The sequence below is a fragment of the Mycolicibacterium sarraceniae genome, from assembly GCF_010731875.1.
Taxonomy (GTDB): Bacteria; Actinomycetota; Actinomycetes; order Mycobacteriales; family Mycobacteriaceae; genus Mycobacterium; species Mycobacterium sarraceniae.
The window spans coordinates 1,982,643-2,005,525 of record NZ_AP022595.1 but is presented as its reverse complement, the minus strand read 5'-3'; the positions used below and the strand labels follow the sequence as shown (position 1 = coordinate 2,005,525).

The following is a 22,883-nucleotide window of genomic DNA, read 5'->3' as shown; positions in this document are numbered from 1 at the left end:
AAGTATTGCGCTGCAAAGGATTACGCATCACACTTATTCGTGTGGTCGACGAGGGTGCCGGTGGTGAAAGCGGTCGTAGGGACCGGTTGACCGACCGGATCGGCTTGGTGTGCTGACCAGGCTGGTGCACCGCGATCTCGTCGACGAGGTGCTCGCCGACACCGGCCGCACCGAACGGCGCCGTCGGCTGCTGCCGGCCCGGGTGGTCGCCTACTTCGTGCTGGCTATGACGTTGTTCTTCGACGACGCCTACGAAGAGGTAATGCGCAAACTCGTCGACGGGTTGCGGTTTCTGCGGTCCTGGGACGAGGACTGGCAGCTGCCCACCTCCTCAGCGCTGTGCCAAGCCCGGGCCCGGCTGGGTGCCGAACCGATCCGCGAGCTCTACGCGCGCGGGTCGCCCGGCCGCTGGCCGGGGCAGGCACGCCGGGCGCGTGGCTGGGGGATCTGCGGGTGATGGCCATCGACGGCGTCCAACTCGACGTTCCCGACACCGCCGACAACGAAGACGCCTTCGGTCGCGGTGTCAGCCAGGGCCTGGACGCCCCCTACCCGAAGGTCAAGGTGCTCGGACTGGGCGAATGCGGCACCCACGCGGTGATCGACGCCCACCTCGGTGGCGTCCTCGTCGACGAGCGTGAACTCGCCCGCCCCCTTGCTGGCCAGTGTCGAACCCGGGATGCTCGTGCTTGCCGACCGCGGGTTCTACAGCCGCGAATTCTGGCAGGAGGCCACTGCGACCGGCGCCGAATTGCTGTGGCGGGTGCAGTCAGCACTGAAATTGCACGTAGTCACCGACCTGGCTGACGGCTCGTATCTGAGCGTGCTGCTGACCACCATCGAACGTCAACGCCTGCGACGCCACGAGGCCCGCGGCCTGCACGCCGTCCCTCGAGGCCCCATGGTGCGCGTCATCGAGTACGACATCACCAACCGCGAGACCCACAGCGGATCGCCCATCCGGCTGATCACCACCATCCTCGATCCGGAGCTAGCCTCCGCCACCGAGCTCGCCGCGGTCTATCACCAACGCTGGGAATTCGAATCCAGCCTCGCCGAGATCGAAACCCGCCAACGCGGCAGCTACCGGGTCCTGCGCTCGCACAGCCCCGAGATGGTGCGCCAAGAGATCTGGGCGCTGTTGTTGACCCACTACGCGATCCGCGCGCTGATGTATGAGGCCACCAACCCCGACGGACTCGACCCGCTACGGATGTCGTTCATCCGCACCCTGCGCATCGTCCGCCGCCACGTCACCGGGCAGGCGGGTTTTCCCCAACCGACTCGCCACCAGCCTGCGTCACGCCGTCGCCGAGATCCTCCAGCGACCCAACCCGGCCAGACGGCACCGCACCTACCCCCGCGTCACCAAACGAGCCAGCGGCACAAAGTTTCCGCGAAAAACCCTGGACCACAAAAACATCAGACACCGAGGGCCACCCGACATCCGACTCACCCGCCTACAAAGTTAACGGCATTGGCACCAAGACCACCTGACACCCACTTAGCGGTTCGCTACGCTCACCGCAGCAGCACCTGAACCTGGGGAATTACGTGACGGCAACCCCTGGGGAAATACGTGACCGTGGACAGTGTCCAGCGCGGAGTCGTCACGGATCAAAGAGCTCGAGCAGGAGATCCGAGAACTCAAGCGTGCCAACGAAATACTGAAACGTGCGGCCAGTTTTTTCGGGGCGGAGCTCGACCGCCAACACAAGAAATAGTCGATTTCATCGACGCCCAGCGCGAGGAGTTCGGGGTCGAGCCCATCATCACCGTCCTGCGATCGGCAGGCGTGGTGATGGCCCCGAGCACTTACTACGACGCCAAGTCCCGCGGTCCGTCGGCGCGCGCGCAACGTGACGCCGAACTGGGGCCGGCCCTGGTGGCCCTCTGGGAGGACAACTACCGCGTCTACGGGGCCCGCAAACTGTGGAAGACCGCCCGCCGAAATGGCCACGACGTGGGCCGCGATCAGGTGGGCCGGTTGATGCGGGCTGCCGGTATCTGCGGGGCACGGCGCGGTAAACGGGTCAAGACCACGAAGCCAGATGCCAGCGCTGCGCGGCACCCCGATCTGGTGAAGCGCAAGTTCACCGCGACCGCGCCGAACCAGCTTTGGGTGACGGATCTGACATTCGTGCCGACTTGGGCCGGCGTCGCGTACGCGTGTTTCATCGTCGATGCGTACTCCCGGATGATCGTGGGCTGGCGGGTGGCCGGCCATATGCGGACCTCGATGGTCCTCGACGCGTTGGAGATGGCGCGCTGGTCGCGCGGAAACCTGTTGGCGGGCTTGAGATGTCACTCCGATGCTGGGTCGCAGTTCACCTCCATTCGCTACGGCGAACGGCTCGCCGAGATCGGCGCGGTCCCCTCTATAGGTTCGATCGGGGGACTGTGGTTCCCCCGAAATCGTGGAGGGTTTCCTATGCCGCTTCCGGCTTGGTCTTGGATTCCCTGATCTCATAGTTGACGGGCGATAACCCGTCGGCGGCACTGTGCCGGCGTTGGTGATTGTAGAAGGTATAGCACCAGTCGATAACCACCGCCTGCGCATGAACGGTATCACGGAAATGATTGCGGGACAACACTTCCCATTCCAGCGAGGAGAAGAACGCCTCCGCGGCGGCATTATCGAAACACGATCCGACCCGACCCATCGACTGGCGAATCCCCACGGTGCGGCACAGCGTGGTGAACGCCTTCGCCGTGTAGGTGCTGCCGCGGTCAGTGTGGAAAATGACCCGCTCGGACTCCTCGTCCCGCCAGATCGCTTGGCGGCCGCCGCGGGCGGCCACGGCCATCGTGATCGCCGCACAGGCCAACTCGGCATCCGGATGCAGGCCCATCGCCGCGCCCAGCAACCGGCGGCTATAGAGATCGATCACCGTCGCCAAATACAACTTCTGCCCGCACTCGGTGGGAATCTCAGTCATGTCACCGACCCACTTCAGGTTCGGCGCAGCCGCAGTGAAGTCCCGTTTAACCAGGTCAGAGAACTTCGGTGCCGTCTTGTCCTGCTTAGTCAACCCATTGCGGCGCTTGATACGGCGCGCCACCAACCCCTGGCGGCGCATCGAATCGGCCACCGTCTTCTCCGACACTTCCCAGCCCAGATCGCGCAGGTCAGCGATCAGCCGCGGCGACCCATGCAACCCTCTGGCCACCGTGAACGCCGACGCGACCGCGGCATCGAGCCGCGCCCGGCGCCGATCGGTGTCAGTGTGCAACCCATCGGCATTGCCCGCGCGAGCGATCCACTTGTAGAACCACGACACGCTCACACCCAACAACACACACGTAAATGCATGTGGCACTCGGTATTTGGTCCTCTGGTCGGCAATGAAACGTGCCACGCTCACTTCGTCGCCTCCTTCACCCACAGGACAACCGATCGCTTGAGGACATCACGCTCCATCCGCAACTCGGCGTTCTCGCTGCGCAGACGCTTGAGCTCGGCCAGGTCATCGCGGGTCAACTCCCCACGACCCTCCCGTGCCTCACGGTCCTGAGTGACCCAATTACCCAGAGTGCCCTCGTGAACCCCCAGATCCCGAGCCACCTGCGCGATCGACTTACCCGTCTCACGCACGATCCGAACAGCCCCCTCACGGAACTCCCGGTCGTACTTCTTCCGTTTCTCTGACATCGCTACTCCTTATAGCTGATGCCTCCACGGTCCCGGGGGAAGGCCACACGTTCTACGATGCCCAACGGAGCGACCAACACCTGGTCGAAATCCAATAGCCCGAGCCTCCGGCAGAACCAGGGCGTTTCACCCTCATCAAGTCAATCGGTGGATCGAGGCTAAGCCAAATGTCCTAACTCAGGTGGACCACGAACCGATCGGCCACCTCAATGTTGGTGCCACCATCGCTGGCCGCCAACACGATCCGCGCTCGCAACGCCAACCCCGCCGCAGTAGTCCGCCGACGCGTCCACCCCTCCAACTCGGCTCGCTCGGCATCAGTCAACACGATCTGGGCAGCATGCAGAGACGGCATCACCTACCCTAACAAGAGACAGCGAATTAACGCCTCTAAACACTAGCGTCTGGACGACACCCCCAATCCCCCGGCTGGGAGCCGCCAAGTTGGGTCGACGCAATTAGGCGGCTATGCCAATCACATCAGAGGCCCCACCGCGGTACGAAGCAAATCGAGCCCTGAACTGGACCGATACGCGAAACCTCGCCCGCACGTCTTCGGCCGGTGAATAGCGCTCCGGCAAACCCAAGCGATACCATCGCACTATGTCGCAAGGACCGTACGGACCCGGACCTGCAGGACAAGCACCCTGGCCCACACCACCTTCGGGGCGTGCACCATCTCGGCTGCCGATGATCATCGCCGTCGTCGTCGCGGTGATCGCGATTGGGGTCGCGATCGGTGCCTGGTTCCGGCCAATGCCGAAGCCTGAAGCGCCTACCGCGAGGACGTATAGCGATCAGGAAGTCGCTGACGCGAAGAAGGCTGTGTGCGACGCCTACGGCAAGGCAATCAACGCACTAACTGTAAACAGTCAGCAGCCCGATAGTCCCAATGAAGCACTTGCAGTCGTTGCGAATTCACGCGTTGCCATTCACGTCGCGTCGACGTATCTCGCCACCGTGTTAGCCCAACAGCTAGCTGCCCCTGAGGAGGTAGCGACACCGATGAAAGCTCTAGCCAATCAATACCAAAGCATGATTCTGGACCAGATTGGGAACTCTGACAGGTCTACGCTAGATGCGGATTATCGAGCCGCTGATTCTCTTACGCCGAAGATTTCTCAGGCCTGCAAGTGATCGATTTCCCGCCAGGACAATGGTCACCGCTTCTGATGGGCCATCAGTGGCCTGACGCTTCGTCGATAGTTACTCTGCAGGGAGCGTCCACCAACCGAGACGCGGCCGGTCATGCATTCGACACGTATGCAGATGCTCTGCAGACGATTAGATTAGGACCGCTCGGAGCGCAAGAGGGCGTAACAGCCGACGATACTCGCGCAGCCTTCCAAACCGGCGAACAGCATGCGCGGGAGTTGTCTTCCAAGTACCTGGCGATTGCAGAGAGCCATAGATCTGCTTTGAGATCTACTTAGCAATTGCGTTCAGACTTGACTGAAATAGCCGCTCGCGGAAACGCAGAGATTCAGGACATTCAGAATTCTTCCGAGCCGGCCGTGGCGAAGGTGGGACGGATAGTTAAGGCCCTTGTGTCAGCACAATTGGACGCCAGCGCTAAAGAGGCTATCCAGAGCGGAAACATAACCAGTGCCATACAAGCCGTACTCGACCGAAACGGCATTGATACCTCGGCGCACAACTTTGCACAGTCGAACGGCATCAACGTTGACGGCACCGTTGGCTCGCCGGACCAAGACCTCCTGCGATCGCAAGTAACAAAGATGCTCGACCAGCCATCGTCATCAACGGGGCCGACATCTGAGGTATCGAACCTTTACGGGAAAGCAGAGCATTCGCCCCCTCCGAACCCTCCGAATCCGACCAGCGCCGCTGCGCCTCAGCATAAACCAGGCCAGCTTTACGCGAGCGCGCAGAACCAGTCCTCAGATGGGGCCCTCCCCGCCGCGCAGAGCAACAATCCCAACGCTCCGCTCTACAACAGAGCAGAAACACCCACTCCGGCCGTTTCGACTGCTGCTCCGCCTCAACCCAATTCGGGCCTTGACCCCGCGTGTTGGACACGCTCAATCCCAGGAATGTCTTGGGGGAAGCGAGATGATCCAACCCGATGGCAAGGAAAAATTATCCCGATGAGTTCAAGCGTGACGCGGTCGCGCTTTACCGGGACACCGAGGGCGCGACGATCACCGTGATCGCTGCTGAGCTCGGTGTCAGTGAGGCGACACTGTCAGCCTGGTGCAAAGCCGCCGGTGTGCCGATCCGGCACCGCAAGCCCGGATCGGCGCACGTGACCGCACCGGGTGTGCAGACCCCCGAGCAGGAGCTGGCCCGCCTACGCGCTCAGGTCAAGGATCTGCAGGCGGAGAAGACCAAGCTGGCCACCGAGCGGGACATTCTGCGGTCGGCGGCCAAATATTTCGCCGGGGAGACGAACTGGTGAGCCGCTTCCAGTTCGTCGCCGACCACCTGCACACCTTCGAGGTGAAGTGGCTCTGCGCGGTCGTGGAGGTCGCGCGTTCGTCGTTCTACGCCTGGCTGGCCGGTGCACAGGGTCGAGCCGCACGCCAGGCCGCGGACGAGGCGCTCGAGGCGCGTATCCGCACCGTGCACGACGAGGACAACACCTATGGGGCGCCGCGGATCACCGCCGAGCTCAACGACGGTGCAGCCGACGGTGAACGGGTCAACCACAAGCGGGTGGCCAGGGTGATGCGCGGTGCCGGGATCGCCGGCTACCGCCGAAAACGCCGGGTCACGACCACCGTGGCTGATCCGGCCAACCAGAAGGTCCCCGACCTGCTCAACCGGGACTTCACCTCCGAGCAGGTCAACAGCCGCTATGTCGGCGACATCACGTACTTGCCGTTGGCGACCGGGTCGAATCTGTATCTTGCGACGGTGATCGACTGCTTCTCCGGCCGAGTGGCGGGGTGGGCGATCGCCGATCACATGCGCACCGAGCTGGTTGAGGATGCCCTCAAATCCGCCCACGCGCTACGGGGCTCGCTGGTGGGTGCAATATTCCATTCAGATCACGGAAGTCGGTACACCTCAAAGGATTTCGCGGAACTGTGCAAGGACCTTGGTGTCACCCAGTCCATGGGTGGGGTGGGGTCAAGCGCCGATAATGCGCTCGCCGAATCGTTCAACGCCTCCCTCAAACGCGAAGTCCTGCAAGACCGTAGAAACTGGTCTGACGCTGCTACCTGCCGGCGTGAGGTGTTCCGCTGGCTGGTCCGCTACAACACCCGACGACGTCACTCCCGGTGTCGCTATTCCAGCCCCGCCACCTACGAAGACAACCACACAACGGCTACGCTGCCCGAAGCCGCGTAACCACAAATCCCGTGTCCATTACATGGGGGCAAGTCCCTTCAGCCGTACCGGGCGTAACGAGCAGCCCAGCCGGCAACGCCATCGCGCCGTCCGCCCCAAACCTCAGCGCCGCGCAGACAGGCATCCCCTCCACCTCCGCCCCCACCAACGCCCTCTCCCCCGAAGGGTTCGCCCAGAACTTCAACTCTGGTGCGCAGTCCGGCGGCCCCATGGCGGCAGGCACCGAAGGACTTTCGAGCAATGCCGCGCACGCCATGCAGCCGCAGGCCCCGATCCATCCCGAGGGCATGGCTGCACCGCCGGCATACACAGCGCCAACGGCAGGAGCGCCGCTCTTCGAAAACGCCCACGCCACACCGACATACGAAGCTCCTCAAGCGCCCGTCGCTCCCCCGGCCGACACCACCCAGGCCTACGTCGCCGGCCCCGCTGCCCAAGCGCCCGTCATGCCGTCGACCGCCGCCCCCGCAGCACCCGCCGGTCCCCTGCCCACCTACGGCGCAGACCTCCGCCCCGCCGCAGCCACCGCACCCGCCGCCCAACCCGTCACGCCCCCGGCTGCAGCCCCAGCCTCTGCCCCAGTCCACCCGTCGAGCGGCAATGCGCTCAACCAGCCCGCCGTCGTCCGTCAGACACCCGCGGCCGCCGGCGCAGCAGTCCAACCACCCACCGGCATCAAGCTGCTCGTCCCCCGCCTCCGCTCCAAGACCCTGGAAGGGCTGCTCGGTGAGACCACGCTGAGTGCCACCTACGCCCCCGGCCAATACCTCCCCGCCGCCGAGGACACCGACCCCACCCAGATGTCCATCCGCGCCCGCGACCTCCACAAGGTCGACGAACTCGGCTGGGAACTCGCCCAAGCCACCAAATGGCGCGACGGCCTCCCCCGCCTGGCCCACACCCTGGCCAAAGCCGCATCCACCGGCAGTGCCGCGGTGAAGGCAGCACAGGTCGAGACTGAGCTTCCCCAGTTTGAGTGGACACCTGAGATAGCGGGGCCGAGGGTCCTGCTGGAAGGATGTCGGGATGTCTCGAACTCGTCGGTCGTTTACACCGGAGTTCAAAGTGGAGGCTGCTCGGCGGGTGATTGATGGTGGCCGATCGGTCACTGAGGTTGCCCGGGAGTTGAACGTTCATGAGAATCTGTTACGTAAATGGGTTGTAGCTGAACGGGTTCGGGCCGGTGCCGCTCTCGACGCGCGCGAGCTACCGCCGGACGGGGACCGGTCGGCGGTCGAGCACGCGGAGTTGGTGCGGTTACGTGCTGAGCTTGCCGAAAAGGACCGTGATATTGCGTTCCTGAAAAAAGTATCGGCGTACTTTGCGGCACAGCAACACCGGTGAGTCGTTTCGAGCTCATCGCCGCGGAGTGCGCCGACCACGACATCTCGAAACTCACCGAGCTGCTGGGTGTTTCGCGGTCCGGTTTCTACGCGTGGGCGGCACGGCAATGCCGGGTCGAGCTGTCTGCGCACCAGCAGTGGCGCCGGGATCTGGAGGTGAAGATCCTGTCCCATTGGAAGGCCTCACGCCGCACGTACGGGTCGCCGCGGATCACTGCCGATCTGCATGCCGAAGGCGTCACCGTCTCGGAGAACACCGTCGCCAAGGTGATGGCCGAGATGGGCGTCGAAGGCATCAGCCCGCGCACGTTCAAGGTCAAGACCACCGTTGTCGATCCGACCGCATCGTTCCCGCCGGACCGGGTCGGCCGGGTCTTTGACCCAATGCCGTTAACTTTAGCGTCGTCGCAGGTCAGCGGGATTAGGATCGAAAGCTGTTGCTGTAGAGCGTGTTCAGTGGATGTGAACGGTGCCGATCGAGCGAAGGTGATGTGTTGGCCGGCACGTTCTTCGCGCCTCAGATTGGCTCCTAGAAGTATTGCGCTGCAAAGGATTACGCATCACACTTATTCGTGTGGTCGACGAGGGTGCCGGTGGTGAAAGCGGTCGTAGGGACCGGTTGACCGACCGGATCGGCTTGGTGTGCTGACCAGGCTGGTGCACCGCGATCTCGTCGACGAGGTGCTCGCCGACACCGGCCGCACCGAACGGCGCCGTCGGCTGCTGCCGGCCCGGGTGGTCGCCTACTTCGTGCTGGCTATGACGTTGTTCTTCGACGACGCCTACGAAGAGGTAATGCGCAAACTCGTCGACGGGTTGCGGTTTCTGCGGTCCTGGGACGAGGACTGGCAGCTGCCCACCTCCTCAGCGCTGTGCCAAGCCCGGGGCTGGGTGCCGAACCGATCCGCGAGCTCGCGCGGGTCGCCCGGCCGCTGGCCGGGGCAGGCACGCCGGGCGCGTGGCTGGGGGATCTGCGGGTGATGGCCATCGACGGCGTCCAACTCGACGTTCCCGACACCGCCGACAACGAAGACGCCTTCGGTCGCGGTGTCAGCCAGGCCTGGACGCCCCCTACCCGAAGGTCAAGGTGCTCGGACTGGGCGAATGCGGCACCCACGCGGTGATCGACGCCCACCTCGGTGGCGTCCTCGGCGACGAGCGTGAACTCGCCCGCCCTTGCTGGCCAGTGTCGAACCCGGGATGCTCGTGCTTGCCGACCGCGGGTTCTACAGCCGCGAATTCTGGCAGGAGGCCACTGCGACCGGCCGAATTGCTGTGGCGGGTGCAGTCAGCACTGAAATTGCACGTAGTCACCGACCTGGCTGACGGCTCGTATCTGAGCGTGCTGCTGACCACCATCGAACGTCAACGCCTGCGACGCCACGAGGCCCGCGGCCTGCACGCCGTCCCTCGAGGCCCCATGGTGCGCGTCATCGAGTACGACATCACCAACCGCGAGACCCACAGCGGATCGCCCATCCGGCTGATCACCACCATCCTCGATCCGGAGCTAGCCTCCGCCACCGAGCTCGCCGCGGTCTATCACCAACGCTGGGAATTCGAATCCAGCCTCGCCGAGATCGAAACCCGCCAACGCGGCAGCTACCGGGTCCTGCGCTCGCACAGCCCCGAGATGGTGCGCCAAGAGATCTGGGCGCTGTTGTTGACCCACTACGCGATCCGCGCGCTGATGTATGAGGCCACCAACCCCGACGGACTCGACCCGCTACGGATGTCGTTCATCCGCACCCTGCGCATCGTCCGCCGCCACGTCACCGGGCAGGCGGGTTTTTCCCCCTAACCGACTCGCCACCAGCCTGCGTCACGCCGTCGCCGAGATCCTCCAGCGACCCAACCCGGCCAGACGGCACCGCACCTACCCCCGCGTCACCAAACGAGCCAGCGGCACAAAGTTTCCGCGAAAAACCCTGGACCACAAAAACATCAGACACCGAGGGCCACCCGACATCCGACTCACCCGCCTACAAAGTTAACGGCATTGGTCTTTGACCAAGGGCGTATCGATGCGGTGTGGACCTCTGATATCACGTACTTGACCTGCGGTGAAGGGGATGCCTTCCTGTGTGCGATTCGCGATGAACACTCGCGGCGGGTGTTGGGTTGGTCGCTGGCCGACCACATGCGCACTGAGCTGGTCGAAGCCGCCGTCGATGCTGCGGTGTTCATCCGCGCCGGCAACGTCGCCGGCACCATCCTGCATGCCGATCGAGGCGGTCAATTCACCAGCCACGACATGGCCCAGGTTTGTTCTGAGCATGGCTTACTGCGCTCTATGGGAGCGACCGGGATCTGCTGGGACAACGCCGGAGCCGAATCGCTATGGTCGACGGTCAAACATGAGTATTACAAACGCCACGCGTTCACCACGTACGCGAATCTTACTGCAGGACTTGACAATTACATCAGATTCTACAACCATGAAAGGCGACACAGTTCGTTAGGGATGATCTCACCCATCGACTTCGAGATCGCCTCACAGCCACGTCAGCAATCAAGCTAACCGTGTCCACTTTTTCTGGGGAACCTCACACGACGATTCGGAGCATCGATTCATGGCGACTGCCCGGCTTCGTGCGGGTCAAGTCAAGGTTGGGCCACGGTTAGGTCTGGGCCAGCTAACGATGCGTGGAGCATTGGTGCGATTTGACATCGGCCCAGGGCACCCGTGAACTGCGCGTAAAGGCTGGTCGGAGCGGGTATTGCGGCTGTTGATGAATAGCGCCCCGGCAAACGCAAAGGATACCATTTCGACATGTCACAAGCGCCGTACGGACCCGGCCCTGCAGGACCAGCTCCGTGGCCGGGACCCCCGCCTTCCGGAGGCCCGTCGCGGTTGCCGACGATCATCGCCATCGTCATTGCGGTGATCGCAGTTGCAGTCGCGATCGGCGCCTGGTTCCGACCGATGCCAAAGCCTGACACTCCAGCGGCCAAGACGTACAGCGAGCAGGAAGTCACTGACGCGAAGAAAGCTGCATGCGATGCGTTTAACCAGACCCAGCAGACCCTGAAGGTCACTGGCAGTAAGACGGGTGACAACCCGACGGCCTCGTTCATAGTCGCGGTGAACTCACGCATCGCGATACAAGCCGTCAGCGCCTACCTTCGGTCGACCGCTGAGAACGAGCCTGCACTGTCAAAGGATCTTTCCGACAAAGTGTTAGGGCTATCTAACATCTATCGCACGATCCTCCTCAAGCAATTGGCCGAGGTCCCACAGGACCAAGTTGAGCCGCTTTTCAATTCAGTCGACAAAGCAGTCGATGACATGACGCAAGCTTGCAAATGACTGACCTCCCACCAGGTGAGTGGTCTGTGGTTCCCCCGAAATCGTGGAGGGTTTCCTATGCCGCTTCCGGCTTGGTCTTGGATTCCCTGATCTCGTAGTTGACGGGCGATAGCCCGTCGGCGGCACTGTGCCGGCGTTGGTGATTGTAGAAGGTATAGCACCAGTCGATAACTACCGCCTGCGCATGAACGGTATCACGGAACTGATTGCGGGACAACACTTCCCATTCCAGCGAGGAGAAGAACGCCTCCGCGGCGGCATTATCGAAACACGATCCGACCCGGCCCATCGACTGGCGAATCCCCACGGTGCGGCACAGCGTGGTGAACGCCTTCGCCGTGTAGGTGCTGCCGCGGTCAGTGTGGAAAATGACCCGCTCGGACTCCTCGTCCCGCCAGATCGCTTGGCGGCCGCCGCGGGCGGCCACGGCCATCGTGATCGCCGCACAGGCCAACTCGGCATCCGGATGCAGGCCCATCGCCGCGCCCAGCAACCGGCGGCTATAGAGATCGATCACCGTCGCCAAATACAACTTCTGCCCGCACTCGGTGGGAATCTCAGTCATGTCACCGACCCACTTCAGGTTCGGCGCAGCCGCAGTGAAGTCCCGTTTAACCAGGTCAGGGAACTTCGGTGCCGTCTTGTCCTGCTTAGTCAACCCATTGCGGCGCTTGATACGGCGCGCCACCAACCCTGACGGCGCATCGAATCGGCCACCGTCTTCTCCGACACTTCCCAGCCCAGATCGCGCAGGTCAGCGATCAGCCGCGGCGACCCATGCAACCCTCTGGCCGCCGTGAACGCCGACGCGACCGCGGCATCGAGCTGCGCCCGGCGCCGATCGGTGTCAGTGTGCAACCCGTCGGTATTGCCCGCGCGAGCGATCCACTTGTAGAACCACGACACGCTCACACCCAACAGCACACACGTAAATGCATGTGGCACTAGGTATTTGGTCCTCTGGTCGGCAATGAAACGTGCCACGCTCACTTCGTCGCCTCCTTCACCCACAGGACCACCGATCGCTTGAGGACATCACGCTCCATCCGCAACTCGGCGTTCTCGCTGCGCAGACGCTTGAGCTCGGCCAGGTCATCGCGGGTCAACTCCCCACGACCCTCCCGTGCCTCACGGTCCTGAGTGACCCAATTACCCAGAGTGCCCTCGTGAACCCCCAGATCCCGAGCCACCTGCGCGATCGGCTTACCCGTCTCACGCACGATCCGAACAGCCCCCTCACGGAACTCCCGGTCGTACTTCTTCCGTTTCTCTGACATCGCTACTCCTTATAGCTGATGCCTCCACGGTCCCGGGAAGGCCAGTCCGAAATTCTGGTTGGCCATCAGTGGCCGTCATCGGCGGCCCTAGCAGCACTGACCACTGGCGGCACTAACCGCGGCCAGATAGCGGCAGCGTTGGAGAGCTACGCTAATGTGCTGCATTCAGTCCGGACCGGACCGCTGGCGGGCCTTGCCCCCATGCAGTGGACACGGGATTTGTGGTTAGGCGGCTTCGGGCAGCGTAGTGGTCGTTAGGTTCCTTTCGTAGGTCGCGGGGCTGGAATGACGGCATCGGGAGTGCCGTCGTTTGGTGTTATAGCGGGCCAGCCAGCCGAACACCTCGCGGCGGCAACTCGCCGCGTCGGGCCAGCAGGACCGGTCTTGCAGGACCTCACGCTTGAGGGTGGCGTTGAACGATTCCGCGAGCGCGTTATCGGCACTTGACCCCACACCACCCATCGACTGGGTAACTCCAAGAGCTTTGCAGAGTCGTGCGAAATCCTTTGACCTGACTTGGGTCACATTGGACTGTTCCTTGAAGTACTGAGTCGTTGACCTGCGGTGATGGTTTCGCTTAGTGCGCCCGCAAGGCACTAATTCGCCTCGGTAGGCTCGGGCGGGTGGTGTGGATTCGGCGGGTGCGTACTGCCTCGGGTGCCACTGCGGTGCAGATCGCTGAATTCGTGGACGGTCGCCGGCGGATCGTCCGTCATGTGGGCTCGGCCCGCGATGACGCCGAACTCGGACTACTCATCGAGCAGGCTCGCCGGTTGTTGACCGATGATGCCCAGCGGGAACTGGATCTGGGCATCACCCGAAAGCCGTCAAGGTCGAGATGGTGCCGCCGCCGCGGGCCTGTTCGCCGATTCTGGTGCTGGGCCCGGCCCGCGGCAACTGGTGGCCGGGCTCACGTCCTGAAGTCCTGCAGCGGATTGCTCTACGAAGCTCTGGCCGGGGTGTATGCCTATCCGGGCTTCGACGACGCGGTCGACGATGAGGTTTTCCGGGATCTGGTGATCGCCCGCGTGGTGGAACCGACCAGCCTCCTCGATGTCGATCGAGTCCTGGCCGAGATGGGTCGCACCTCGGCGTCGTTGTCGACACGTAAACGGACGCTGCGCCGCGCCTCTGCCGGTGGTTACCGTGAACGGATAGCCGCCGCGTGCTTCCAAACGGCTTGCACCACAGGCGATCTGAGCCTGGTGCTCTACGACGTCACCACCCTGTACTTCGAGGCCGACAAAGAAGACGACCTGCGCAAAGTCGGCTACTCCAAGGAACGCCGCGTCGACCCGCAGATCGTGGTCGGGCTGTTGGTCGACCGGTAAGGTTTCCCGCTGGAGATCGGCTGCTTTGAGGGCAACAAGGCCGAGACCCTGACCATCGTGCCGATCGTGACCGCCTTCCAGCAGCGGCATGCAATCACCGACATGGTCGTCGTCGCCGATGCCGGCATGCTCTCGGCCACGAACCTGCGTGACCTTGATGAGGCCGGGTTGCGATTCATCGTCGGATCCAGAGTCACCAAAGCCCCGGGCGATCTGACATCGCACTTCCATTGGCACGGCAACCTTTTCACCGACGGCCAGATCATCGACACCATCACCCCACGCGATCAGCGCGGCACCACCACCAAGACCAGCGACCCGAAACTCAAAGCCGAACCCATCTGGAACCCGACGACACACCCGAAATCGTGGCGAGCGGTATGGGCCTACTCGACCAAACGGGCGGTCCGCGACACCAAGACACTGAACCTGCAGGAACACAAGGCCCGCGCAGTCGTCGCCGGCGACAAGACAGCCCGCACACCACGATTCGTCACAGTCCGAAACGGGGCCCGTACCCTCGACGAAGCCTCCCTGCAGCGCGCACGCCATCTGGTCGGCCTCAAAGGCTATGTCACCAACATCGACACCACGCTCATGCCCGCCACCGAGATCATCTCCAGCTACCACGACCTGTGGCGAGTCGAGCAGTCCTTCCGGATGTCGAAATCCGACCTCGCCGCCCGGCCCATGTTTGCCCGCACCCGCGACGCCATCGAAGCCCACCTCACCATCGTGTTCACCGCCCTGGCCCTCAGCCGCGAAATCCAGACCCGAACCGGGCTCTCGCTACGGCGATTCCTGCGCACCCTCAAACCCCTGCGCAACGCCACCATCGACATCAACGGCGTCATCGCCACCTACCCGCCAGCAATAAACCCCGAGGTCGAGACGATCCTCAACGCCCTGAAGACCGAAAAATCAAGGCACTAAGCCAAATGACCCAACTCGGGCGGCAGCGTTGGAGAGCTACGCTAATGTGCTGCATTCAGTCCGGACCGGACCGCTGGCGGGCCTTGCCCCCATGCAGTGGACACGGGATTTGTGGTTAGGCGGCTTCGGGCAGCGTAGTGGTCGTTAGGTTCCTTTCGTAGGTCGCGGGGCTGGAATGACGGCATCGGGAGTGCCGTCGTTTGGTGTTATAGCGGGCCAGCCAGCCGAACACCTCGCGGCGGCAACTCGCCGCGTCGGGCCAGCAGGACCGGTCTTGCAGGACCTCACGCTTGAGGGTGGCGTTGAACGATTCCGCGAGCGCGTTATCGGCACTTGACCCCACACCACCCATCGACTGGGTAACTCCAAGAGCTTTGCAGAGTCGTGCGAAATCCTTTGAGGTGTATTGACTTCCGTGATCGGCATGGAACACAGCACCGGCCAGGCTGCCCCGTAGGGCGGTAGCGGCGTGCAGGGCGTCGGCGACGAGTTCGGTGCGCATGTGCTCGGCGATCGCCCACCCCGCGACCCGCCGCGAGCAGCAGTCGATCACCGTGGCCAGGTACAGGTTGCCGCCGGTGGCCAACGGCAGGTAGGTGATGTCCCCGACATAGCGGGTGTTGATCTGCGTGGCGGTGAAGTCCCTGTTGAGCAGGTCGGGGACCTTCTGGTCGGCCGGATCAGCCACCGTGGTTTTCACACGCCGGCGGCGCCGGTAGCCGGCGATCCCGTGGCTGCGCATCACCCGGGCCACCCGCTTGTGGTTGACCCGCTCACCGTCGGGCACGCCGTCGTTGAGCTCGGCGGTGATCCGCGGTGCCCCGTAGGTGTTGTCCTCGTCGTGCACCACCCGGATCCGCTCGGCCAGCACCTGATCAGCGGCCTCACGCGCCGCGCGGCCGTCAGCACCGGCCAGCCATGCGTAGAACGACGAACGTGCGACCTCCACGAGCGCATACAGCCACTTCACCTCGAAGGCGTGCAGGTGGTCGGCGACGAACTGGAAGCGGCTCACCAGTTCCTCTCCCCGGCGAAATATTTCGCCGCCTACCGCAGAATGTCCCGCTCGGTGGACAACCGGGCCTGCGTAGCGCGTAACGCCTTGTTCTCAGCCCGCAGCCGGGCCAGCTCCTGCTCCGCAGTCTCGCAACCCGGGCTCGCTGCCGCCGCCGAGGCCGACCGACAGCGCCGGATCGACACCCCGGCCGCCTTGCACCACGCCGACAGCGTCGCCTCACTGACACCGAGCTCGGCGGCGATCACCGTGATCGTCGCACCCTCGGTATCCCGGTAAAGCGCGACCGCGTCACGCTTGAACTCCTCTGGATAGTTTTTCCTTGCCATCGCGTTGGATCATCTCGCTTCCCCCAGGAACATCCCGGGATTGAGCGTGTCCAACACATGGGGTCAAGTCCCCACACCCTGGCCAAAGCCGCATCCACCGGCAGTGCCGCGGTGAAGGCAGCACAGGTCGAGACGACGATTCGGAGCATCGATTCATGGCGACTGCCCGGCTTCGTGCGGGTCAAGTCAAGGTTGGGCCACGGTTAGGTCTGGGCCAGCTAACGATGCGTGGAGCATTGGTGCGATTTGACATCGGCCCAGGGCACCCGTGAACTGAGTGTAAAGGCTGGTCGGAGCGGGTATTGCGGCTGTTGATGAATAGCGCCCCGGCAAACGCAAAGGATACCATTCCGACATGTCACAAGCACCGTACGGACCCGGCCCTGCAGGACCAGCTCCGTGGCAGGGACCCCCGCCTTCCGGAGGCCCGTCGCGGTTGCCGACGATCATCGCCATCGTCATTGCGGTGATCGCAGTTGCAGTCGCGATCGGCGCCTGGTTCCGACCGATGCCAAAGCCTGACACTCCAGCGGCCAAGACGTACAGCGAGCAGGAAGTCGCCGATGCAAAGAAGGCTGTTTGTGACGCTTTCGATCGCGGTCAACAAACACTTTCTGTTACCGGGAGCAAGGTCAGCACTAATCCCACTGACTCTTTTGCCATCGCCCTGAATTCGAGGATCACAATTAATTCTGTGATCGCATACTGGAGAGCGACGCTGGAGCGCCAACCCGCGACCGCGTCCGACCTCACGAATAACATCAAGTCCCTCATAGATCTATACCAGGATATCTTGTTCACAGTATTAGCCGATGGAATTAAGACTGATTTGGACGGTCTATATGCGTCCGTTGATGATCTTGTTCCGAAAGTAACTCAGGCCTGCAAATGATAGATCTGCCTCCGGGAGAATGGTCGTTCCTATTGGTCGGGCACCAATGGCCTGACTCATCCTCGTTAGCTGCACTTGAGACCGCTTCTACGAACCGCTCCAACCTCGCTACCCAATTTGAGTCTTACGCAGAGCAACTGTCATCCATATTGCAGGGTCCGCTCGGGGCCCAAGAAGGGGTGACCGCTGACGACATACGCGAGGCCTTCCAACACGGCACAGCTTCCGCGGGAGAACTCGGCCGGAAGAACTTCGACAAGAGCGGAGCATACGGATCCGCCGCAAACGCGATCAATGAGTTGCGGTCTGAACTTTCAACGATCGCAGCAAACGGAAATTCAGATATTCAGAACATTCAATCGTCAAAGGATCTACTGCCTGCAAAACTAACCAAAATAGTCAAAGCTGTGATTCGTGGACAGACTGATGCAAACACTGCAGCAGGAAAGTACGCGGAGAACGTTTTCGACGCGGTCAAAAAAATGCTAACCGCCTCGGACGAGGATATTTCCGCGAGAGACTTCGCAAGATCCCAGGGCGTCAACCTCGACGGCAAATTCAACTCACCGAGCGAAGAAGACATTACTAACGCCGTTAAGACACAGCTCGACGGCGTGGCTGGCATCGCGCCGAGACCGGCTAACAGCGGTGACGCCGCGAGTCACTTTAAGGCTGCGTCATTACCATCGGGGCAAGATGGTCCGCCCACCGGCGGGCCACCCCAGCCTCACGACACGAACTCTTTGTTTGGGGGCTCGGTTGGGCAGACCCCCGGCTCCGTTCCCGCACAAGCCGCTGGCGGGTCGACAGCCCAACCACCATCGAACGCCCTCGGGAATTTGACGTCGAGCTCACCAGGAACGACTTCGTCTCTTCCTAGCGTTGCTGGTGGCCAACCGACGGTAGGAGGCTCATCACCACTGCCGACCACGGGAGCCGGTACCGGTATGCTTGGGCCTCGCGGCTCGACCATGCCCAACGTCGCATCATCGCAATCGCCGTTCTCCACCTCCGCCCCCACAAACCCCCTCTCCCCCGAAGGGTTCGCCCAGAACTTCAACTCTGGTGCGCAGTCCGGCGGCCCCATGGCGGCAGGCACCGAAGGACTTTCGAGCAATGCCGCGCACGCCATGCAGCCGCAGGCCCCGATCCATCCCGAGGGCATGGCTGCACCGCCGGCATACACAGCGCCAACGGCAGGAGCGCCGCTCTTCGAAAACGCCCACGCCACACCGACATACGAAGCTCCTCAAGCGCCCGTCGCTCCCCCGGCCGACACCACCCAGGCCTACGTCGCCGGCCCCGCTGCCCAAGCGCCCGTCATGCCGTCGACCGCCGCCCCCGCAGCACCCGCCGGTCCCCTGCCCACCTACGGCGCAGACCTCCGCCCCGCCGCAGCCACCGCACCCGCCGCCCAACCCGTCACGCCCCCGGCTGCAGCCCCAGCCTCTGCCCCAGTCCACCCGTCGAGCGGCAATGCGCTCAACCAGCCCGCCGTCGTCCGTCAGACACCCGCGGCCGCCGGCGCAGCAGTCCAACCACCCACCGGCATCACCGAAAGCGCCTTGGCCCCAACCACTGCCGGCGCGGTGGCCGGTGCCGGCACCGCGCAAACCCAAGCCCAACAGCGCCTGCAACGTCTCCTCGAGACCGTCGCCCGTCAGGAACCCCAGCTGCGCTGGGCCATCGGCGACCGCGAGGACGGCAAGACCGTCCTGATCACCGACCTCGCCAGCGGCTGGATCCCGCCGCACGTCGAAATCCCCACCGGCATCAAGCTGCTCGTCCCCCGCCTCCGCTCCAAGACCCTGGAAGGGCTGCTCGGTGAGACCACGCTGAGTGCCACCTACGCCCCCGGCCAATACCTCCCCGCCGCCGAGGACACCGACCCCACCCAGATGTCCATCCGCGCCCGCGACCTCCACAAGGTCGACGAACTCGGCTGGGAACTCGCCCAAGCCACCAAATGGCGCGACGGCCTCCCCCGCCTGGCCCACACCCTGGCCAAAGCCGCATCCACCGGCACCGGCTACCTGGACTCCGAGGTGGAGCTGTTGCGCGAACATCTCGCCACCGTCGCCCGCCAAGTCCTAGGTGACTACCCCGATCATTCCGACGCCGCTAAGGTCGGCAACTGGCAGCTGCTGGCGACCATCGACGCGCTGATCAAGGACGAAAAGACCGCCGCCAATTACCACTTTGCGTGGTTCCAGGCTCTCAGCCTGGCACTGAAGGGAGAGGTGCGCCCATGAGTGGTGGACAGCTCAACGCAAACGCGAGCGACTACGCCGCGGCCAACGGCATGAACCTCGCGCCGCCACCCATCACTTCTGATCCGCTCGTCGCCGGCATGACCCCCATCGAGCAACTGCTTCGGGTGCTGGGCCTGGCCGCCAATATGGGCGACCCCAAGGACAACACCGAGAGTGCCGAAGAACACGCCAAGCGTGACTCCAAGACCGCCGACGCGGCCGCCAAGTTCCCCGCCCAGGACGAGCAGGCCGGTGCTGAGATGAAAGGCGTTGCCGGACAAGGCCAAGGCGACCAGATGGCCCAACAGCTCCCGCAGATGGCATCGCAGCTTGCCGGCGCGTTGGCCGGGGCCGTGGGTGGGGCGCTACAGCCCCTTGCCCAGATCCCCCAGCAGGTTGCTCAGGGCGCGCAGCAGGCCATGCAGGCCGGCATGGGCATGATGAAGGGTGGCGGCGAATCGGCGATGCTCGACAAAGCCAGCCTCTCCGATCCGCTCGGTGAATTCGGTGAAACCCCAGGCGAATCCGGCGCTGGCGGTGGCGGATCCGCCGGCGGCGGTGGCGGCATCGGCGGCACCACACCAACCGCGATGCTCGGGCCACCGCCCATCCCGGCGGCCGGCACGTCGCCGTCGTCAGCCAACACCGCTGTGCCGACCCCGAAGATGGCCGTACCGGCCCCGGCTCCCACCGGCGGTATGGGCGGAATGCCGATGATGCCGCCCGGCGCCATGCACGGTGCCGGCGGGTCGGAGAAGGACGCCAAGGCCGATACCAAGCGGGTCTCGGTGCCGACGGTCAAGAACGGTGCCCCGGTGCAAGGCCGCATCACCGCACCGCCGCCGTCTCCTCAGGTCACCAAGAAGGTCGACGGCAAGCCAGTGGCCACCAAGCGGATCCTGCTGCCCAGCAGCAAGCCCGACGACGAGTCGGCCGGGGACCCCAAGTCCTGACCCCGCTACGTTGAGTTGATGACATCGCGAAGCTTGCTCGAAGGTCAGGGCATCCGGCAGATCACCGGCGGACTCGGGACGCTCGACCGCGAGGTGTTCGAGGCCGTCGCCGAATCCCCGACCGCGCTGCTGGACAAGGCGATGCCGATCCTGACCCGCGCTGCCGACCATTCCAAGCTGTGGTTCGCCATCGCCGCGGCGCTGGCCGCGACGGGATCGCCCTCGGTGCGCCGCGGCGCCGGGCGGGGAGTCGTCACGCTGGCCGTGACCAGTCTGGTGACCAATCAGTTCGCCAAGCGGGTGTGGAAACGGCAGCGGCCCACGGGCAGCCTCGTGCCGTTGGTGCGGCGGGCGCGCAGGATGCCGACGTCGAACTCGTTTCCGTCCGGACATTCGGCCAGCGCGGCCGCCTTCGCCGTGGGGGTGGGCCTGGAGAGTGCGCCGGTGGGGCTCGGGCTGGCACTAGTGGCCGGCCTGGTCGGCCTGTCGCGGGTGGCCACCGGGGCGCACTATCCCGGCGACGTGTTCGCCGGCTTCGGCATCGGAGCCGCGATCGCAGTGCTGGGCGGGCGGCTGGTTCCACCCGTCGTGCCGGCCACGTTGCCGATGACCGAACCCTTGAGCATCGAGACCCCCGAGCGTCCCGAGGGCGAAGGCGTCGTCCTGGTGGTCAACCCCGCCTCGGGCAGCGGGAACGGCGCCCGCGTGATCGACGAGGTCCGCGCGAAACTGCCCAAGGCCGAGATCGTCGAACTCGGTGAGGACGACGACCCCGAGGCTGTGTTGCGGTCGGCCGCCCAACGCGCCGAGGTGCTCGGTGTCGGTGGCGGCGACGGCACGGTGGCGGGCGCGGCCGCGGTGGCCGTCGAAGCAGGGTTACCGCTGGCGGTCTTCCCCGCCGGCACCTTCAACCACTTCGCCAAGGACATCGGCTGCGACACCGTCGAGCGCACTGTCACGGCCATCCGCACCGGCAGCGCGTCGTACGTAGATCTGGTCTGCCTCAACGAAGACCAGCTGGTGATCAACACCGCCAGCATCGGCGCCTACCCGGCCTTCGTCCGGACCCGCGAGAAGCTTGAGCACAAGATCGGCAAGCCGATGGCCGGCTTGTACGCGATGCTGCACACTCTGCGCCGCGAGAAACCGGTGCGGATCCGCTACGACAACAAGACTCTCGAGACGTCGTTGTTCTTCTTGGGCAATTCGGTCTATCTCCCATCGGGTTTCGCGCCGTCACGACGCACCCGCATGGACGACGGGCTGATCGATATCCGCATCCTGGAAACCGGCCGGCGGTTTAGCCGGCTGCGCATCCTCACCGCGATCGTGCTGGGCCGCTTGGAACGCAGCCCGCTCTATCACGAGATGCAGGTGCCGGAATTCTCGTTCGAAGCGGTCGACGGTCCGACATCGCTGGCGCGCGACGGCGAGGTCGGCGACAGCTACGTCCACGCCAGTTTCAGTGCGCGCTATCGGGCACTGCCGGTCTTTCGACCGCTGCCGTAATCCCGCGCGGCGGTACCAGCCGCACGCACAGCAGGTAGGAGAGGTAGCCCAGCGCCCATCCCGCCACCACGTCGGACGGGTAATGCACGTTGAGCACCACCCGCGCCGAGCCGACCAGCACCACCAGCACACCCCCGAGCACCGCCAGTACCGTGCGCCATCGGTGCGTCACACTGGGCCACAGCACCGTGAGCAGGGCCAGCACGCCCACCATCACGCCCAGCGCGTGCCCGGACGGAAACGACGTCGACCCGCCGTAGACCAGCGCCATCGCCGGTCGCGGCCGGCCCGCGACAAACTTGGCGCTCTCGGTCACCACCCCCATCAACCCGATGCTGACCACCAGGAACACCGCCGTCGCCACGTTGCGGCGGACCAATGCCAGGATCACCAGAACCAGCGCGATCACCCGAAACCCGTTCGGCCCGAACACGACACAGAACACATCCCAGAACGCCACCCACCCGGGCCTCGTGGCGCCAATACTGTGGAACGTCTGCAGCAACTGGGTGTCGACGCTATCCAGCCACGCCCAGTTCTGGGTATAGCCGACCCACATCGCGGCGTAAGCGAGTACCGCGACGACAACCGACGCGATCAACCATGCTTTTCTCGATGACATACCCTCCTTAACTACCACGAGATCTGGCACCACGTTGCCCGTGGCCATATTCCTGCGCCGATTGTTTGGAATCGGCAAGCTTCCTCGCAAGATGCGCGAGCAGTTCGACAGTGAAGGCATGGTCTACCTCGCCGATACGTCCCGGTCAGC

At 63.9% G+C, this 22,883-nt stretch carries 16 protein-coding genes, 7 pseudogenes and 1 other annotated feature; of the genes and pseudogenes, 15 read left to right on the top strand and 8 right to left on the bottom strand.

What is annotated here, in order from left to right:
• Positions 1-35: 35 nt before the first annotated feature.
• Together G6N13_RS09930 and G6N13_RS09925 are read left to right on the top strand one after the other, a co-directional pair.
• Positions 36-1,273: pseudogene (locus G6N13_RS09930) on the top strand (IS4 family transposase); the annotation flags it as partial.
• 346 nt (positions 1,274-1,619) lie between these two features.
• Positions 1,620-2,395, top strand: a pseudogene (locus tag G6N13_RS09925) (IS3 family transposase); the annotation flags it as partial.
• Positions 1,679-1,810, top strand: a sequence feature (AL1L pseudoknot). Its footprint overlaps the pseudogene before it by 132 nt.
• A 34-nt stretch (positions 2,396-2,429) precedes the next feature.
• On the opposite strand, the gene G6N13_RS09920 reads toward G6N13_RS09925, so the two are convergent.
• The 3 genes and pseudogenes from G6N13_RS09920 to G6N13_RS09910 form a co-directional block, all read right to left on the bottom strand.
• Positions 2,430-3,365: an IS3 family transposase gene (locus tag G6N13_RS09920; RefSeq protein ID WP_163696632.1), complete on the bottom strand. Its 936-nt coding sequence runs from the start codon at positions 3,363-3,365 to the stop codon at positions 2,430-2,432.
• A complete protein-coding gene (locus G6N13_RS09915) occupies positions 3,362-3,652 on the bottom strand; it encodes a transposase (RefSeq protein ID WP_163696061.1) in 291 nt (96 codons plus the stop codon). Before G6N13_RS09915 ends, G6N13_RS09920 begins: the two co-directional genes overlap by 4 nt.
• 193 nt (positions 3,653-3,845) lie before the next feature.
• Positions 3,846-4,007, bottom strand: a pseudogene (locus G6N13_RS09910) (IS630 family transposase); the annotation flags it as partial.
• A gap of 335 nt (positions 4,008-4,342) precedes the next feature.
• On the opposite strand from G6N13_RS09910, the gene G6N13_RS09905 reads away from it, so the two are divergent.
• The 8 genes and pseudogenes from G6N13_RS09905 (at position 4,343) to G6N13_RS09870 (ending at position 11,620) form a co-directional block, all read left to right on the top strand.
• A complete protein-coding gene (locus G6N13_RS09905) occupies positions 4,343-4,789 on the top strand; it encodes a hypothetical protein (RefSeq protein WP_163696630.1) in 447 nt (148 codons plus the stop codon).
• A 949-nt stretch (positions 4,790-5,738) separates the two neighbouring features.
• Positions 5,739-6,967, top strand: a protein-coding gene (locus G6N13_RS09900; protein WP_163696628.1) for an IS3 family transposase whose coding sequence is annotated in 2 segments (ribosomal slippage) — positions 5,739-6,051 and positions 6,051-6,967 — 1,230 coding nt in all. Because the reading frame shifts where the segments join, the coding sequence is not laid out codon by codon here.
• A gap of 11 nt (positions 6,968-6,978) precedes the next feature.
• The gene (locus G6N13_RS09895; protein ID WP_163696626.1) at positions 6,979-8,058 is read left to right on the top strand and encodes a DUF5631 domain-containing protein; all 1,080 of its coding nucleotides are present in this window, start codon (positions 6,979-6,981) and stop codon (positions 8,056-8,058) included.
• A complete protein-coding gene (locus G6N13_RS09890; protein WP_407663760.1) occupies positions 8,051-8,311 on the top strand; it encodes a transposase in 261 nt (86 codons plus the stop codon). The genes G6N13_RS09895 and G6N13_RS09890 overlap by 8 nt, the downstream gene beginning before the upstream one ends.
• The gene (locus tag G6N13_RS09885; protein WP_163696624.1) at positions 8,308-8,910 is read left to right on the top strand and encodes an IS3 family transposase; all 603 of its coding nucleotides are present in this window, start codon (positions 8,308-8,310) and stop codon (positions 8,908-8,910) included. The genes G6N13_RS09890 and G6N13_RS09885 overlap by 4 nt, the downstream gene beginning before the upstream one ends.
• A pseudogene (locus tag G6N13_RS09880) lies at positions 8,879-10,111 on the top strand (IS4 family transposase). The gene G6N13_RS09885 and the pseudogene G6N13_RS09880 overlap by 32 nt, the downstream one beginning before the upstream one ends.
• Positions 10,112-10,309: 198 nt before the next feature.
• Complete coding sequence (locus G6N13_RS09875; RefSeq protein WP_163694341.1) at positions 10,310-10,831, top strand: IS3 family transposase; 522 nt, start codon at positions 10,310-10,312, stop codon at positions 10,829-10,831.
• Between the two features lie 333 nt (positions 10,832-11,164).
• Positions 11,165-11,620 carry a hypothetical protein gene (locus tag G6N13_RS09870; RefSeq protein WP_163696622.1) on the top strand — a complete coding sequence of 152 codons (456 nt, stop codon included), beginning with the start codon at positions 11,165-11,167 and terminating at the stop codon, positions 11,618-11,620.
• 55 nt (positions 11,621-11,675) lie between these two features.
• Here G6N13_RS09870 and G6N13_RS09865 read toward each other — a convergent pair.
• The 3 genes and pseudogenes from G6N13_RS09865 to G6N13_RS09855 form a co-directional block, all read right to left on the bottom strand.
• Positions 11,676-12,610, bottom strand: a pseudogene (locus G6N13_RS09865) (IS3 family transposase).
• Positions 12,607-12,897: a transposase gene (locus G6N13_RS09860; RefSeq protein WP_163696621.1), complete on the bottom strand. Its 291-nt coding sequence runs from the start codon at positions 12,895-12,897 to the stop codon at positions 12,607-12,609. Before G6N13_RS09860 ends, G6N13_RS09865 begins: the two are co-directional and overlap by 4 nt.
• Positions 12,898-13,122: 225 nt before the next feature.
• Positions 13,123-13,407: pseudogene (locus G6N13_RS09855) on the bottom strand (integrase core domain-containing protein); the annotation flags it as partial.
• A 113-nt stretch (positions 13,408-13,520) separates the two neighbouring features.
• Here G6N13_RS09855 and G6N13_RS09850 point away from each other — a divergent pair.
• Positions 13,521-15,161: pseudogene (locus G6N13_RS09850) on the top strand (IS1634 family transposase).
• Between the two features lie 115 nt (positions 15,162-15,276).
• On the opposite strand, the gene G6N13_RS09845 reads toward G6N13_RS09850, so the two are convergent.
• A protein-coding gene (locus G6N13_RS09845) for an IS3 family transposase (protein ID WP_407663887.1) occupies positions 15,277-16,505 on the bottom strand; the annotation gives its coding sequence in 2 pieces (ribosomal slippage) (positions 15,277-16,211 and positions 16,211-16,505; 1,230 coding nt in all).
• Between the two features lie 436 nt (positions 16,506-16,941).
• Between G6N13_RS09845 and G6N13_RS09840 the strand changes: the two genes are divergently transcribed.
• The 4 genes from G6N13_RS09840 (at position 16,942) to G6N13_RS09825 (ending at position 22,111) form a co-directional block, all read left to right on the top strand.
• A complete protein-coding gene (locus G6N13_RS09840) occupies positions 16,942-17,397 on the top strand; it encodes a hypothetical protein (protein ID WP_163696620.1) in 456 nt (151 codons plus the stop codon).
• A 971-nt stretch (positions 17,398-18,368) separates the two neighbouring features.
• Positions 18,369-19,649 (top strand): DUF5631 domain-containing protein, encoded by a 1,281-nt coding sequence (locus G6N13_RS09835; protein WP_163696619.1) that lies wholly within the window; start codon positions 18,369-18,371, stop codon positions 19,647-19,649.
• On the top strand, positions 19,646-20,602 hold the full coding sequence (locus tag G6N13_RS09830; protein ID WP_163696617.1) for a hypothetical protein: 957 nt from the start codon (positions 19,646-19,648) through the stop codon (positions 20,600-20,602). The genes G6N13_RS09835 and G6N13_RS09830 overlap by 4 nt, the downstream gene beginning before the upstream one ends.
• 18 nt (positions 20,603-20,620) lie before the next feature.
• A complete protein-coding gene (locus G6N13_RS09825) occupies positions 20,621-22,111 on the top strand; it encodes a bifunctional phosphatase PAP2/diacylglycerol kinase family protein (RefSeq protein WP_163696615.1) in 1,491 nt (496 codons plus the stop codon).
• Here the strand turns inward: G6N13_RS09825 and G6N13_RS09820 are convergent.
• Positions 22,065-22,733: a phosphatase PAP2 family protein gene (locus tag G6N13_RS09820; RefSeq protein WP_163696613.1), complete on the bottom strand. Its 669-nt coding sequence runs from the start codon at positions 22,731-22,733 to the stop codon at positions 22,065-22,067. The genes G6N13_RS09825 and G6N13_RS09820 overlap by 47 nt on opposite strands.
• Between the last annotated feature and the right edge of the window lie 150 nt (positions 22,734-22,883).

Coding starts and splice junctions, on each gene's coding strand:
- G6N13_RS09915 (WP_163696061.1), bottom strand. CDS start 3,652: ATGTCAGAGAAACGGAAGAAGTACGACCGGGAGTTCCGTGAGGGGGCT.
- G6N13_RS09905 (WP_163696630.1), top strand. CDS start 4,343: ATGATCATCGCCGTCGTCGTCGCGGTGATCGCGATTGGGGTCGCGATC.
- G6N13_RS09860 (WP_163696621.1), bottom strand. CDS start 12,897: ATGTCAGAGAAACGGAAGAAGTACGACCGGGAGTTCCGTGAGGGGGCT.
- G6N13_RS09835 (WP_163696619.1), top strand. CDS start 18,369: ATGCCCAACGTCGCATCATCGCAATCGCCGTTCTCCACCTCCGCCCCC.
- G6N13_RS09830 (WP_163696617.1), top strand. CDS start 19,646: ATGAGTGGTGGACAGCTCAACGCAAACGCGAGCGACTACGCCGCGGCC.
- G6N13_RS09825 (WP_163696615.1), top strand. CDS start 20,621: ATGACATCGCGAAGCTTGCTCGAAGGTCAGGGCATCCGGCAGATCACC.
- G6N13_RS09820 (WP_163696613.1), bottom strand. CDS start 22,733: ATGTCATCGAGAAAAGCATGGTTGATCGCGTCGGTTGTCGTCGCGGTA.